The 14,856-nt window shown below is 59.9% G+C and carries 13 protein-coding genes and 2 tRNA genes; 1 reads left to right on the top strand and 14 read right to left on the bottom strand.

What is annotated here, in order from left to right; genetic code table 11:
* Window positions 1-182: 182 nt before the first annotated feature.
* From DWX63_RS09935 to asnB, 14 genes are all read right to left on the bottom strand, one after another.
* Window positions 183-1,751: a threonine/serine exporter ThrE family protein gene (locus DWX63_RS09935; protein ID WP_199411189.1), complete on the bottom strand. Its 1,569-nt coding sequence runs from the start codon at window positions 1,749-1,751 to the stop codon at window positions 183-185.
* A 320-nt stretch (window positions 1,752-2,071) separates the two neighbouring features.
* Window positions 2,072-4,036, bottom strand: a complete 1,965-nt coding sequence (lysS, locus tag DWX63_RS09930) for a lysine--tRNA ligase (RefSeq protein ID WP_117635963.1) — start codon at window positions 4,034-4,036, stop codon at window positions 2,072-2,074.
* Window positions 4,037-4,115: 79 nt separating this feature from the next.
* A complete protein-coding gene (gene greA, locus DWX63_RS09925) occupies window positions 4,116-4,586 on the bottom strand; it encodes a transcription elongation factor GreA (protein WP_006234960.1) in 471 nt (156 codons plus the stop codon).
* A gap of 106 nt (window positions 4,587-4,692) precedes the next feature.
* On the bottom strand, window positions 4,693-4,968 hold the full coding sequence (tatA, locus tag DWX63_RS09920) for a twin-arginine translocase TatA/TatE family subunit (protein WP_022094895.1): 276 nt from the start codon (window positions 4,966-4,968) through the stop codon (window positions 4,693-4,695).
* Window positions 4,969-5,080: 112 nt separating this feature from the next.
* Window positions 5,081-5,157, bottom strand: a tRNA-Pro gene (locus DWX63_RS09915).
* Window positions 5,158-5,206: 49 nt separating this feature from the next.
* Complete coding sequence (gene ispE / locus DWX63_RS09910; RefSeq protein ID WP_221696324.1) at window positions 5,207-6,103, bottom strand: 4-(cytidine 5'-diphospho)-2-C-methyl-D-erythritol kinase; 897 nt, start codon at window positions 6,101-6,103, stop codon at window positions 5,207-5,209.
* 2 nt (window positions 6,104-6,105) lie between these two features.
* The gene (locus DWX63_RS09905; RefSeq protein ID WP_006234957.1) at window positions 6,106-6,402 is read right to left on the bottom strand and encodes a Veg family protein; all 297 of its coding nucleotides are present in this window, start codon (window positions 6,400-6,402) and stop codon (window positions 6,106-6,108) included.
* A 183-nt stretch (window positions 6,403-6,585) separates the two neighbouring features.
* Window positions 6,586-7,032, bottom strand: a complete 447-nt coding sequence (dtd, locus tag DWX63_RS09900) for a D-aminoacyl-tRNA deacylase (RefSeq protein ID WP_040358996.1) — start codon at window positions 7,030-7,032, stop codon at window positions 6,586-6,588.
* A 3-nt stretch (window positions 7,033-7,035) separates the two neighbouring features.
* Window positions 7,036-7,677 (bottom strand): RdgB/HAM1 family non-canonical purine NTP pyrophosphatase, encoded by a 642-nt coding sequence (gene rdgB / locus DWX63_RS09895; protein ID WP_117775889.1) that lies wholly within the window; start codon window positions 7,675-7,677, stop codon window positions 7,036-7,038.
* Window positions 7,678-7,820: 143 nt separating this feature from the next.
* Complete coding sequence (gene rph, locus DWX63_RS09890) at window positions 7,821-8,546, bottom strand: ribonuclease PH (protein ID WP_117775890.1); 726 nt, start codon at window positions 8,544-8,546, stop codon at window positions 7,821-7,823.
* 55 nt (window positions 8,547-8,601) lie between these two features.
* On the bottom strand, window positions 8,602-9,486 hold the full coding sequence (murI, locus tag DWX63_RS09885) for a glutamate racemase (protein WP_117775891.1): 885 nt from the start codon (window positions 9,484-9,486) through the stop codon (window positions 8,602-8,604).
* A gap of 53 nt (window positions 9,487-9,539) precedes the next feature.
* A complete protein-coding gene (locus DWX63_RS09880) occupies window positions 9,540-10,451 on the bottom strand; it encodes an HAD family hydrolase (RefSeq protein WP_117775892.1) in 912 nt (303 codons plus the stop codon).
* Window positions 10,452-10,558: 107 nt separating this feature from the next.
* Window positions 10,559-12,121 carry a Mur ligase family protein gene (locus DWX63_RS09875; protein WP_117843606.1) on the bottom strand — a complete coding sequence of 521 codons (1,563 nt, stop codon included), beginning with the start codon at window positions 12,119-12,121 and terminating at the stop codon, window positions 10,559-10,561.
* Between the two features lie 112 nt (window positions 12,122-12,233).
* Window positions 12,234-14,114 (bottom strand): asparagine synthase (glutamine-hydrolyzing), encoded by a 1,881-nt coding sequence (asnB, locus tag DWX63_RS09870; protein WP_117563808.1) that lies wholly within the window; start codon window positions 14,112-14,114, stop codon window positions 12,234-12,236.
* Window positions 14,115-14,301: 187 nt separating this feature from the next.
* Here asnB and DWX63_RS09865 point away from each other — a divergent pair.
* Window positions 14,302-14,377: transfer RNA gene (locus tag DWX63_RS09865), tRNA-Val, on the top strand.
* The last annotated feature ends 479 nt before the right edge of the window (window positions 14,378-14,856 follow it).

Raw genomic sequence — 14,856 nt, 5'->3', positions numbered from 1 at the left:
AGCCATACGACAACGTCTACAAAAAAGGAATTGCCAGGTGCGTCTGCATCGGCCCAACGAGCGTGGATTTTCGGACACCCATTCCACGAGCGTGGATAATCTCCCGTTTTGAGCCCGTAAACAAGCCAAAAACGGGAGATTATCCACGTTCATGTTTTGCGGATCAGTTTCATTTGCTCCAATTAGCTGGTGTGGCGCCAGCGAGGGTCGGTGAGTGTACGCGCCACACCCAGGCCAACGGGCAAAAACGCCACGATGAGCACTGCACGCACAAACCAGCCGAGCATATTGACCGTGTCGAATGTGCACATGTAATACATCGAGCGATACAGATACAAGCCCGGCACCATAATGACAATCGATGGCACCGTGAGGGCGATACGTGGGTAGGTGAGCTTGATTTCGGCTAAGCTCGCGAGCAGCCCCGATACCAGCGCGCCGATAAACGCTGCCGCCTCGGGAGGCATACCTACGCTCAGGCCCAGAAAGGGAAACAGCGTCGGCGCATCGACGAGCGTAAGGCGCAAGGTATTGGACACGGCGCCGATCAGCCCAGCTGCCGCGGCCATCTTTACCGGGCTGTTGAACATCACCGAGAAGCCGAATACGCCAACGAAGCTCATCACCACGCGCAGGAGCGTAAGGGCAAGCGGCGAAAGGCCGAGCGGAGCAAAATCATCCGGTGCCAGCCCCACACACTCGGCAACCATCCAGCCCACAAGGGTCGCCATCACAATAATCGACACGGCATACGAAAGACGCTCAATGCCGCTTCGCATATCGAGCTTAGCGATGTCGAGGCCTGCCGTAATGAGGGGAAAGCCGGGAATCACAAAGAGCATGGCGCCGATATAGCCTTCTTGGTGCGACATTGCCCCCGGTACGACCTGGCCAAGGCCGAGCAATGCCAGCAGATACGAAACGCAAGCGAGCGCAACGCCAATCGTCAGCGCGCTAAACTGGCCAAGACCCTGCTTGAGAATATGAGAGCGAGCAAAGTTGCCAACACCAGCGCCTACGAATGCGCAGGCCATCTCGATAGGGCCGCCGCCGAGCAAAAAGACGAAGGCGCCGCAAGCACAAGCTGCCGCAAGGCCCTGTTGCCAGGGAGAGTAATCGGGTTTTGAACTCTCAACGGTCTTGAGCATCTCGTGGTATTCGTGCACGGTAAACCGGCGCCCATACGTCTCGATTTCCTTTAGGAAGCTCTCCATCATCCAAATGCGATGGGTATTGACTCCCGTTGTGGGCAGGCTGACAACCTCGTTAAAGCAGTGGCCATCTTCGATGCAGGTGCACTCAAACGACAGAAGACTTAAGTCAACGTGGACGGTGACACCGAGTACGGCGGCAACGCGATTCATGGTATCGCGTACACGCCAGGCACCCGTTCCGCTCGCGAGCATAAGCATACCGGTGCGGCAGATGATGGATGACTTATCGGTGAGCGGCGCATCGACGGCAAGCTCATCGCCTGCCGTCACGATCTGGTGCCAGTCTGTTTTCATATGGAGTGCGCCGGCACGAACACCGTGGTGCATGGGGGCTCTCGAAAGCAGCGAGTCAAGGCGCGAAGACTGTGGGGGCTCCGTTGATTCGTCCTCAACCTCATCAGTCTCTTCATCGACCAGATCAAATGAGTCAAGCGATGCCGGCTCGCGACGATCGATTAGCTCCTCATCCTCATCGTCAAAGTAATTGAACTGATCGAGCATGTCCTCTTCGATTGCACGCTCGCTTGCGTCGTCCATATAGACGCTCCCTTCCTACCGACTAACCCCCATCCTAGGCAGCAACGGCTAAAGGAAACATAAAAGAGACGGCTGCCATGCGAGCCATGTGCTCAATAGCCGTTGGGTAGTCGTTTAAGAACGTCCCCAATGACTATTGACGGCCAAGGCAACGCCGATGTATTGGCGACGTCAGCGAGCGGGTCGCATTTGAGACAAGGTGACGTGAAACGAAAGGGCGCTGACCTTCTGGTCGCGCCCTTGAAGTTGAGCGTCAGATTGTCCAAATGCGGCCCGCGCAGCGTCGAGCCGTTACGCGGTTCGTAGAACCGCGTAACTAGTTAGTACATCTTTGCGCCGGCGGGGATGGAAGCGTCGAGCTGGATCAGATTGAGACGCTCCTCGCCCTCCTCCTCGTGGATAGCGCTGATGAGCATGCCGCAGCTGGGAATGCCCATCATCTTGCGCGGAGGCAGGTTGGTGATAGCGAGCAAGGTCTTGCCGACCAGGTCCTCGGGCTCATAATAACCGTGAATGCCGGAGAGGATGGTACGATCGGTGCCGGTGCCGTCGTCGAGCGTAAAGTTCAGCAGCTTCTTGGACTTCTTGACGGCCTCGCACGCCTTGACCTTCACAGCGCGGAAATCGCTCTTGGAGAAGGTATCAAAGTCGACGAACTCCTCAAACAGCGGCTCGACGGCAATCTTGGAATAATCAACCGTGGGCTTGAGCGGCTTGACGAACGGGCTCGCGGTGTTGCCGGCCTCGGCAGCCTTGGCGGCAGCGGCACCGGACTGGAAACCCTTCTCGGGCTTCATGTGCGGGAACAGCAGCACGTCGCGGATGGAAGCCTGGTTGGTGAGCAGCATGACCACGCGATCGATACCGATGCCGATGCCGCCCGCAGGAGGCATACCGTACTCGAGGGCGCGCACGTAATCCTCGTCGTACTCCATGGCCTCGTCGTCGCCGCCAGCCTTCTCGGCCATCTGGGCGGCAAAGCGCTCGGCCTGGTCGACCGGGTCGTTGAGCTCGGAGAACGCGTTGGCGTACTCGTGACCGGCGATAACCAGCTCAAAGCGGTGCGTCAGGCGCGGGTCGTCCTCAAAGCGCTTGGCAAGCGGGCTGACCTCGATGGGGTAATCGCACACGAACGTGGGGTTGACGATGGTGTCCTCGCCCAGCTCATCGTAGATCTCGGCGATAATCTTGCCGGCGGTCCACTCGGGCTTAATCTCCAGGCCCTTCTCGCGCGCAGCAGCAGCAAGCTCCTCGACCGGCGTATCGATGGTGACCTGTTTGCCGAGCACGTCGGAGACGATGTCGGTCATGGGACGGCTGGCCCACTCACCAGAAAGGTCGATGGTCTGACCCTGGTACTCGATGACCTCGGGGTTGCCGATGGCCTTGTTAGCCGCCTTAATGACACCCTGGGCGAGCGCCTTCATGCCCTCGAGGTCGGAGAAGGCACGATAGGCCTCCATCGTGGTGAACTCGGGGTTGTGGGTAAGGTCCATGCCCTCGTTACGGAAGATACGGCCGATCTCGAACACGCGCTCAAAACCGCCGACGATGCAGCGCTTGAGGTGCAGCTCGGTAGCAATGCGCAGGTAGCACTCCTGATCGAGCGCGTTGAAGTGCGTGATGAACGGCTTAGCCGTAGCGCCGCCCTGGATGGTCTGCAGGATGGGGGTCTCGACCTCCATGTAGCCGTCGGACTCCATAAAGCGACGGAAGGTGGAGAGAATCTGCGAACGCTTACGGAACGTCTCGCGAACGTCGTCGTTGGCGATCAGGTCAACATAGCGCTGGCGATAGCGGGTCTCCTTATCGGAAAGACCGTGGAACTTCTCGGGCAGCGGACGAACGGCCTTGGCAAGCAGGGTCGCGCTCTTAGGGGCAACGGAAAGCTGGCCGCGCTGGGTGCGCACAACCACGCCGGTCACGCCCAGGATGTCGCCAAGGTCGAGGGACTTGAGCGTATTCCAGGCAGCCTCGTCCATGTCGTTGATGCGGCAGAACAGCTGAATCTCGGCAGTCGCATCGCGTACGACGATGAACATGATCTTGCCCTGACCGCGCTTGGCGACCACACGGCCGCCGATCTTCACGACGTCCTCGGTGTCCTCGCCATCGGCAAGCTCGGCGTACTTAGCCTCGATATCGGCAACGTAGTCCTCAAGCTCAGAGTGCTCGGGATAGGGGTTCTGGCCCGCCTCGAACAGGGCGGCGCGCTTGGCCAGGCGGGTGGCGCGCTCGTCGTTGAGCGTCGATGCCTGATCTGCGGCGTTCTGGTTCTCTGCCATAAGTTAGCTCCTCAAACTAAAACGCTCCCCAGGATTCGGTCCCAGGGAGCGAAAACATACCTTTACGCGGGACCGTGGTCTAGCGTGCAATCTTGGCGATGGTGTAGACGCGAGTCTTGCCGGAAGGCGTAACGACCTCGACGGAGTCGCCCTCGCCGTGACCGATGATGGCGTGGCCGACCGGAGACTCGTTGGAAATCTTGTGCTCGAGCGAGTTGGTCTCGGTGGTACCGACAAGCGTGACTTCCATGACCTCACCGTTGGGATCAATCAGAGAAACGGTGGAACCGATGGAGACGGTCAGATCGCCCGTGGTGGCAGCAACCTGAGCGTTGGCGAGGATGGCCTGGATCTCGGCAATACGAGCGGCGTTCTGGGCCTGCTTGTCCTTAGCGGCGTCGTACTCGGAGTTCTCCGAAAGGTCGCCGAACGCGCGGGCTTCCTTGATGTCCTCGACGATCTCCTTGGCGTAATCGCCCTCACGCCAAGCGAGCTCCTCGACGAGCTTCTGGCGGCCCTCAGCGGTCAGTACGATCTGGCTTGCGTCCATACGGATATCTCCCCAACTCTGATCAAACAATCAACTGTCAACAAAACGAAAAAGACCGGCTAGCCTGCGGGCAAGCCGGTCAGGTGCTCACCCCAAAGGGATGGGACTACTCTGCGTCCGCGTCGCTGTCCTCTGCCTGCTTCTTCTTGGCAGCAGCGAGCTTGGCCTCGAGCTCAGCGATCTCCTTGTCCTCCTCGGACTGCTCGACCACGACCTCCTCGGCCTGCTTGGTCTCGGCCTTATCGTCGCCCTCCATACCCTCACGGATATTCTTGACGGTAGAGCCGAGGGACTTGCCGAGCTTCGGCAGGTTCTTGGGCCCGAAGATAATCAGGACAACGACGAGAATAATGATGAGCTCAGGAGCCCTCAGTCCAAACATGTAGACCTCCACAATACAGCGAGACAAGCTCGAATGAGTATACCGCGGGTATCGCGGTATCACAACAATAGCTAAAAAAAGGGACCGCAAGAAGCGGTCCCTCCTCATGCTCTGGTCGGGTTGACTGGATTTGAACCAGCGACCCCTGCGTCCCGAACGCAGTGCTCTACCAAACTGAGCCACAACCCGTTAGCTCGACTATAGTAACAAAGATTTTCGCCGCGTGCTAGATAAATTTTTATTTCTTTGGCGCTTCAATGCGAACCGTGTCGGAAACGAGCTCCGTTGCATAAGCCCACCAGCCGTTTTGTTGAGCCGTCGCCGCAAGATTGGCTGCCGTGGCGGCGCTATCGCAGAGAGCAAACGAGCAGGCACCCGAACCGCACACGTTTGTGGCAATGGTACCGTCCTGTGAACGAAGCCAGTCGAGCACCGTTTGAATCCGCGGCTCCATCTGCGCGGAAATGACACCCAGGTTGTTGTGGACGAGCGCGTAGGCCGCCTCTGCGTCTCCCGAGCGAAGGGCAGATGCGATCGCTCCGGGCTTGTCCGCAGGCGCTGGGGTCTCGTCAAAACGTCGATAGGCTTCAATTGTTGAAACGCTTGCCTCGCGCGGCTTAACCAGCACGACGGGTGTCGCGGGAAGTGCGGGGTACTCGGTTGCCAGCACGTCTCCCCCACCCACGTAAAATGCAGGGCTGGCATGCAAAAAGAAGGGAACGTCGGCGCCAATGCCGCGCGCGATGTTGTCCAGCGCGGGATCGGCACGGTCGATACCCCACAGCTCTGCCAAGGCGACAATGACCGCCGCGGCATCCGTCGAAGGACCGCCCAGGCCGGCACACAACGGGATGCACTTCTCGATCGTGATGCAGACGTTGGCTTCACGACCATAATGCTCGGCCATAGCGAGCGCAGCACGATACGCCGTATTCTTTTGCATGGGAAAGTCGGATGTCGGAATCGTCTGGACGGTCAGCGCCTGTGCCGGCGTAACCGTCACGGTATCGACAAGACCGACGGCTGCCATCAGGGAATCGACCTTATGGTAGCCGCGGTCGTCACGCTCGGTATGAACCCCCAGATAGAGGTTGATCTTTGCCGGCGCGGAAAGGGTCAGGGACCAATCGGTCACCGCTAGTGCTCCTCGAGCTGATTGCCGAGCGGGGTAAAAATGTGCTCGCCGCTCTCGGGGTCGAACAGCTCGACCTGGCCGGTGAGAACATCAATATACTGGTAGGACTGACGCGACTTGCGGCCACGGCGCTCGTCGACCTCGACGATAAAGACTGCCGGATGGACGCTCTTGATGGTGCCCATGCGCTCGACGACGCGGGTGCGGCCCATGTTGGCCTTCACCTTAACGCGATCGCCCACCATATCGGTCAGCTTCTCGTGGATGTCGTCGACGTGATTGACTTCCATCTCTTCCATGAACAGGGCCTCCAGAAGATGCAATTCAAAAAGGGGATAATACCCCTAAGATAGACAAAACTCTAATACTATAGCACCCTGCTGCCGCCATACGCAAGTAGCTAAATAAACCCCGTCCCAAATACGTACCAGACGACAACCTCGCATGACCAGTTGTTACGCGGTTTGGTAAAACCGCGTAACCTAAAGACTATCGGTGTCCAAGACGATGGTGAATGGGCCGTCGTTGACCAAGTCGACTTTCATATCGGCGCCAAAGATGCCGTGCGCCACGTGTTCGACATCTTGACGAACGAGCGTCAGGAAGTACTCGTAGAGCTCGTTGGCAACATCGGGGGCGCCTGCATCGGTAAACGACGGACGGCGGCCGTGGCGGCAGTCGGCGAACAGCGTGAACTGTGACACCACGAGAACCTCGCCGTCGACATCGGCAAGTGCCAGGTTGGTCTTGCCGTTCTCGTCCTCGTTAATACGCAAGCCGCGGAGCTTGCCCCACAGCTTATCAGCCTCGGCGCGCGTGTCGCCGTGGCCCACGCCCAACAGCACCAGATAGCCGCGCCCAATTTTGCCCACGCACTCGCCGTCGACTGTCACGCCGGCATTGAGTACGCGCTGCACCACCGCACGCACGGCTTACTCCTCGCCCGTCAGTTTGGCGGATAGGTGCTCGAGCGCATGGAATCGATGGCTGATGGCGTTCTTCTCGTCCGCCGTGAGCTCGGCCATAGTCTTGCCCGGCGTATCGACCGGCAGGAACAGCGGGTCGTAGCCAAAGCCGTGATCGCCGCGACCCTCGTGCGCGATAACGCCCTCGCAGGCGCCCTCGCCATAGGTGACCAGGCCGTCCGTATCGATGAGCGCGACGACGCTCATAAAGCGCGCAGTGCGGTCCTCGTCGGCCACGCCCTCCAGATTCACGAGCAGCTTGGCGTTGTTGGCGGTATCGTCGCCGTGAACGCCCGCGTAGCGCGCGCTATACACACCGGGCTCACCGTCCAGTGCGTCGACGACCAGGCCCGAATCGTCGGCAATGGCCATGAGCCCCGTCTCCTCGACCGCAGCCTGCGCCTTGATGATGGCGTTCTCCAAAAACGTCGTGCCGTTTTCCTCGGGGTCCTCAAAATCGCCCAGCTGGCCGAGCGCCACAAAGCGCACCTCGGGCATGACCTTGCCCAAAATGGCCTCGATCTCGGTGAGCTTATGAGCGTTTCCGGTTGCCACGACGATGGTCGCCGCCGGGTCGAGGGTGTCGATGTCGATCTTCTCAAGTGCCATGAGTGGTCTCCTTGTCTCTATAGCAATGCCGCGCCGAGGGCGACGAGGGCCTCCGCCTCTCCCCTCTCAATCAACGGCAGTCTTATACTTCGACGTTTTCCCAGATAAAACCTGCCAAAATAAACCTGTCCCTTTTTGGCAGGTTAGGCGATGGCTTGGCGCTGAAGCTCGATGAGCTCGGCGATGCCTTTGTCGCCCAAGTCGAGCAGGGCGTTGAGGCGCTTACGGTCAAAGGGCGCCTGCTCGCCAGTGCCCTGGAGCTCGATCATCTCACCGGTGTCGGTGGCGACGAGGTTCATGTCGACTTCGGCATGGCTGTCCTCGGAATAATCGAGGTCAAGCAGCGTATTGCCGTCGACAACGCCCATGGAGATTGCAGCCACCTGGCCGGTAAGCGGGATGCGCTCGATCTTGCCCGCCTCGACCCACATGGCGAGGGCGTCGTGCAGCGCCACCCAGGCGCCGGTGATGCTCGCTGTACGCGTGCCGCCATCGGCCTGAATCACATCGCAGTCGACGGTGACGGTGTACTCGCCGAGCGCCTTCATGTTGACGACGGTACGCAGGCTGCGGCCAATGAGGCGCTCGATCTCCATGGAGCGACCCTTGCGGTTGGCGTGCTCGCGCTTGCAGCGCTTGCCGGTCGACGCCGGCAGCATGGCATACTCTGCGGTTACCCAGCCGGCCTTAGCTCCCTTTCGCCAGCCCGGCACGCCCTCCTCGATTGTGGCGGCGCACAACACGCGCGTGTCACCGAACTCGGCAAAACACGAGCCGTGGGCGTGCTTCATGACGCCACGGGTGAGCTTGACGGGGCGCAGTTCATTGGCGGCACGGCCGTTGGCGCGGTTGACCTGCATGTACTCCATAGAAATATCCTTTCGGCAGAAGAAGAGGGCAAGTCTTTGGACGGTAACCCTACATCTATTTCAGTTCGTCGATATCAATATGTTCGATGCTCTTGAGCGGCTGGCCAAAGATAAAGCTACCCGCCACCGCAAACTCGGCAATGTTATCGGCCGTCGTCGCAAAGCGATGCTGAGGCTCGGCAGCGTCGCCCGCCAGCTGCTCGCGGCGCGTGAGGATATCGGTCAGCTCGCGCGTAGTCTCCTCGGCGGAACTCACCACACGCACCCCGGGCCCCAGCGCATGGCGAATAGGCCCCACGAGCAGCGGAAAGTGCGTACAGCCGAGCACCACGGTATCGATTCCGCGATCGCGCAGCGGCTCAACCGTTGCGCCGACCAGCGCTCGCACGGCTGGCGTATCGAAGATGTCCTCGTTCTCGAGCCACTGCTCTTGCAGATGCGCGCCCGAGGCGAGCTCGTGTTCGACAACCTCGACAAAGCTCGAGGCAGGACAACCGTATACATCGACGCCGGCATCTAGATCCTGAATGGCGCGCGTGTAGGCGCCCGAGCGAATGGTGAGGTTGGTGGCGAGCACGCCCACGCGACGCGAACGGGTGCTGTTGATTGCCGCACGGGCACCCGGCGCGATCACGCCGATCACGGGAACGTCGAGCACCTGCTGGGCCAGACGCAAGGCCGCAGCTGTCGCCGTGTTGCAGGCGATGACCATAATCTTGACGTCGTGCTTCGACAGCCAACGGCCCGCCTGCAACGCAAACGAGCGCACCTCATCCTCGGTGCGCGTGCCGTAGGGACAGCGTTTGGTGTCGCCGAAGTAGTAGACGGACTCGTGCGGCAGCGCCGTCGCGATGGCACGTGCAACCGTCAGACCGCCCAAACCAGAATCGAACACGCCAATCGGGCGCGTGTCGCCTGCCGGATTCTCGATATCGGACATTACCTCACCAGATTCTCTCTCGAAAAGATATGGCTCAGCGCGATAGGACCGCGCTACGAACGAGCCGCGACCAGCAGCTCGGCCGTTGCCACCCAGCCGTCGACAATCTTGCCGCGTGTGACGTAGGCGTTATCGCAAGCGTCCAGGAACTCGGGCGCGCCGGCGCTCGTCAGGCCATTCTCGACCAGGCAGAACGTGCCCACGTGATCGGCCATGTAGAAGTCGGACTCGGAATCGCCGAGCGCGAGCGTCTCCTCGCGCTCGATCCCCAGGTGCTCGCAGAAGCGCGCGATGGCAACGCCCTTGTTGAGGCCGGCGGGATTGATGTTAAACGCGCGACCGTCCTCGACGCGATCGAGCTCGAGCGTCGTCGGCTTGGACAGATGCGTCAGGTGACCGTTACAGGCCCACACCAGGCCGCAGCCGGCCTCGTCCAGGATGGCCTGGACCTCATTGTCGGGCACATCGCCGCGCATGCCGACGGTGACCTCGCGGTACTTGTAGCCGGTCGACATGTCGTTGTGATACTCGATCTTGTGCGGCCAGCGGGCAAGAATCTTCTCGCACACGCCGGTCTGCTCGATCACCTGGTGCGGAGTAAGGCCGCAGGCGGGGTCGTAAGGCATGTCGCCAGTCAGATACTCCCAATCGTTGGCTTTGAGGTCGTACATGACCAGGCCGCCCATCTCACCAATGTAGGAGTTGAGGCCGAGCACGCGCGCGTCCTCGTGGATCATGGTACGGTTGCGGCCCGAGGTGGGAACCACCTGAATGCCAGCGCGAGCGAGCGCCACGACGGCCTCGACGAGTTTGGTCGAGGGGTTGCCGTCGTTGTCGCGCAGCACGCACGAGCCGGGCGCGAGCATCGTGGCATCCAGGTCGGTAAAGACGTACTTGACCTTGGCCAAGCGCTCGCGCATCTCGCCCGAAAGCTCGGCAACGGTCGGCAAGGTGTTGTGGGACATGGTTACTCCGTTTACGTAGAAGGGTTTGGACTTGGACGGCATGTTTTGATTGAGGGAACACGCTTATGGCGACAGCGCACTCAGGGCGCCGCCGCCATCATGGTTCATTAGTCAAACTGGGTAACATCGATCAGGCGATTGGCCAGCGAAAGGTCGCTCTCGATGGGCACGAACTCGTCGCCCACGTGCATGAGCTCCTCGTCACCCTTTGCCAGCAGCAAGACAATGGTGGGGGCATCGGGGTTGACGTACTCCTCGCGCGCCGCCTTGAACGCCGCATGCACAGCGGCTTCACGGTCGAGGATGATCTCGTTCGGCGTATCGTCGGGAACATGCTCGGCAAGCTCGCGACAGACCTTCATCGGGTCCTCGTGAGCCGGGTCCTCGTTGGCAAAAATCATCAGGTCGGAATATGGTGCGGCCTCGCGCGGAAGCTGCTCGCGGCGCTCCTGCGCCTTGCCGCCGGCAGCACCAAACACTGCAATGACTGGACTAGTGGGAAACGCGTGCTTGACCGACGAGAAAAGCGAACGGAACGAAAGCTGGTTGTGAGCGTAGTCAACAACACAAATCACGCGGCCATCCTTCGACTCCACGACCTCCATGCGGCCCGGCACACGAAGCTTGGAGAGGCCCTTCTTGATAGCCTCGATACCGATGCCGATCTCGTGCGCAGCGGCGATAGCGACCAGCGCGTTTTCCACGTTAAAGTTGCCCGCGATGCCCAGCAGGACCTTCTCCCCCGCCTCGGACTCGTCGGCACACAGGCCATGCAGGTTAAACTCAATGTTAAAGCCGACCACGCGGACATCGCTTGCCCACAGGCTTGCCTCGGGATGCTCGACGCCAACGGTCACCAAGCGCTCGGCCGTCGACGCTGCCTCCAGCACACGGTCAACCTCTTCGGTGCCCAGATTCACCACGGCGGTCTTTGCCTGGTCAAAGATCCTGAGTTTGCTCTCAAAATAATCCTCAAACGTGGGGTGTTCGATCGGTGAGATGTGGTCACGGCCGATGTTGAGGAAGCACGCCACGTCAAACGGCAGATTCTCGACGCGTTGGTACTTGAGTGCCTGGCTCGAGACCTCCATGACCATGGACTGGCGACCGGACGTGCGGCAGTTGGCGATATGGCGCCAGACCTCGGGGGCCTCGGGCGTAGTATTGGTGCTCTCGTAGCACTCGATACCATCGTCGGTACTCACCGAGCCGATCATGCCGCAGGACTCGCCCGCCGCTTTGATAATCGACTGGAGCATAAAAGCGGCCGTGGTCTTTCCCTTGGTGCCGGTGATGCCCACGATCTTGACGTCGTGGTCGGGACGGTCGTAGACCTCCGGCGGCAACAGGGCCATGGCCGTGCGGACGCTGTCCACGACCAGCATCGCCGCGCCGTTCTCCTTCGCCAGCGGCTCCAGAGACTCGACCAGCGACTCCTCGCACACAAATGCGACGGCGCCCGCATCGAGCGCCATACTCAAAAACGCGGGCTTAAAGGCAGCGCCTTTGCAAAAGAACACGTCACCTGCCGAGACCGCGCGCGAATCAAACGAGCAGCCGGTCACGGCACGCTCGTCAACCTGCTCTGATGCGCGCAGCTCGCCGCACACATCGAGAAGCTTGGCAAGCGTATCGACCGTGGTCACGGTCGCGGAATCCGAATGGTGCATCTTTCGCCTTTCTCAGCCATTTGGCAGGGACGGTTTTTATAGTAACTGAAACGCACCCACGCAAAAACGGCTCCCGGAGGAGCCGTTACGCGCAGGCGTTCGTAAGCCGAGGCTAGGCAGCCTGAACAGCGGGCTGGTCCTCGTCGATAAAGAAGCGCTTGTACCACACCAGGAACACGAGCGGCGTATAGATCTTGCGCTGGAAATCGCCCTTGCCCGCAAAGTGCAGATCGAGCAGGTGCATGAGCTCGTCGGTATCGAAGAACTCGCTTGCCCACGGCGCGGTGAAGTACTCCTTGACATAGTCGTACCACTTTTGCTCGCGCAGCCAGTAGACAATCGGCACCGGGAAGCCCACCTTGGGACGGGTGGCCCACTCATCGGGCAGCGACTTGTTGGCAGCGTGGCGGAGTACCTGTTTGTTGCCGTTCTCGTTGATGCGGTAGCGGTCGGGAATGTGCTCGGCGAACTCCATGACTTTGCGGTCCAGGAAGGGCACGCGCAGCTCCAGCGAGTGCGCCATGCACATCTTGTCGGCCTTGAGCAGAATGTCGCCCGGGAGCCACATGTTCATGTCCAGGTACTGCTTCTTGACCAGCTCGGGCTGACCCTTCACGCGCGCATAGATGGGAGCGGCAAGCTCGAAGGCGCCATCGCCGGTGTTGTACTCGGGCTTGAGCACGCCGTCGACCTCGCGCTCCGGCCATACCAGAGCCTGTCCCAGGAACGACTTCTCGGGAATCTCGGCACCCTTGACCAGGAAGTTATGTCCCTTGAAGTACGGCATATGCAGCGCCAGGTTACCGAGCGCGCGACGGATGGGCAGCGGCACCATCTTTTTGTACTTGCGGACTGGGACCGTGTCCTCGTAGTAGGCGTAGCCGCCAAAGAGCTCGTCGGCGCCTTCGCCCGAAAGCACGACGGTGACGTCCTTGCGGGCCATCTCGGCCAAGAACCACAGCGGCACGGAAGACAGGTTGGACTGCGGCTCGTCCATGTGATACTGGATGTCCTCGAGCGCACCGAAGAACTCGTCGGCGGTTATCATCTTGCGGACATTCTCGACGCCGAGCTTGTCAGAAAGTTCCTTGGCGTAGTTGGTCTCGTTGAAGTTCTTGTAGTCAAAGCCCACCGAGAAGGTCTTGTCGGGCATGAGGCAAGCGGCGATGTAGCTGGAGTCGACGCCGCCGGAGAGGAACGACGCGACCTTAACGTCGGCGATGCGATGGGCCTCGACGCTCTCGTGCACGACCTCGTCCAGCTCGTCGACGTACTCCTCGAACGGCTTCTCGACGGCAGAGTAATCGCAATCCCAGTAGCGCTCGATGTTCATCTTGCCGGTCGGGATGTCTACGGTAAAGTAATGCGCCGGCGGCAGCTTGTAGACCCCCTCGAAGAAGGTCTCCTCGGTTGCCGAATACTGCAGCGTCATGTACGGACGCAGGGCCTTTTTGTTGACCGCCTTGTGGAAGTGCGGGTAGTCTAGGAAGCTCTTGATCTCGGAACCAAAGAGCACGCCCGGAGCGCCGTCGCCCGCATCGGCCATGGGATAGTAGTAGAGCGGCTTGATGCCAAAGATATCACGGGCGCCAAAAAGCTTGTTCTTCTTCTTGTCCCAGATGACGAAGGCGTACATACCGCGCAAGCGATCGAGTACTGCCTCGCCCCACTCCTCGTAGCCGTGCAGAAGGCTCTCGGTGTCGGCGCCGCAGTGGAACTTGTAGCCCTTGGCCTCGAGCTCGGAACGGAGTTCTTGGAAGTTGTAGATCTCGCCGTTGAAGACAATGACGACGCTACCGTCCTCGTTGGCCATAGGTTGGGCGCCAGCCTCGGTCAGGTCGAGGATCGACAAGCGGCGGAAGCCGAGGGCAACGCGGCCGTCGATAAACTGACCGCCCATGTCGGGACCGCGATGGACGATGCGGTCCATCATCTTGGTGAGCACCTCGGATTGGTTATCCGTCCCACCGACAAAACCGACAAAACCGCACATATACTATCCCCTCTGCTGTTGCTGGGCATCAAATCGAATCAGTAGCTTTTGAGTATACCCGAGGGCGTAAAGAGGGGCGGAATGTTCAGGCAATCTCAACTGAATCAGCTCCGCTGTGACACGCGTCGGTTACCTTTAATGGATATGAGGTGAATGAGGCGATTGTTTTGCTATACTCTCTCCGCACGGGCGATTGGCGCAACGGTTAGCGCAGGTGCTTTACACGCACAAGGCTGGGGGTTCGAATCCCTCATCGCCCACCATTGAATTGGAAACGGTCCTCGCAAGTGGACCGTTTTTGTTTGGGCCCAGCGCATGGGATTCGAACCCGAAAGGGTGCGGAGCTGAGGAAACGCGAAGCGTTTTCCAGCGCAGCACGCGAGGGCCGTAGGCCCGAAGCGAGAGCGGACGGCGTCAGCCGCACGCGACATCCCTCATCGCCCACCACTGAATTGTTAGGCCTCCAGCGATGGAGGCCTTTCTTTTTTTCAGGCCCAACGCATGGGATTCGAACCCACCAGCACGTCTGTCACAAAGGCCGTGGCCAGAAAATGGCAAAAATGAGTACTGCCACCTTGCTTACAACATATCAAAAGATAGTATTTGCTTAAGTTACGCAACATATGTCCATTATAAGGACTAACAATTGGATCAAAATCGTACATTCATCGCCATTTCGGCGGTAGCGCGCAGAGATGTGGTGTAAGAGGCGGGGCATGCCCCGCCTCCGCCCTTTCTTGAA

It is taken from the genome of Collinsella sp. AF20-14LB (assembly GCF_003459505.1).
In the GTDB taxonomy this organism is placed as follows: Bacteria; Actinomycetota; Coriobacteriia; order Coriobacteriales; family Coriobacteriaceae; genus Collinsella.
The sequence above is the reverse complement of the archived record's forward strand: the minus strand, read 5'-3'. Positions and strand labels throughout refer to the sequence as shown.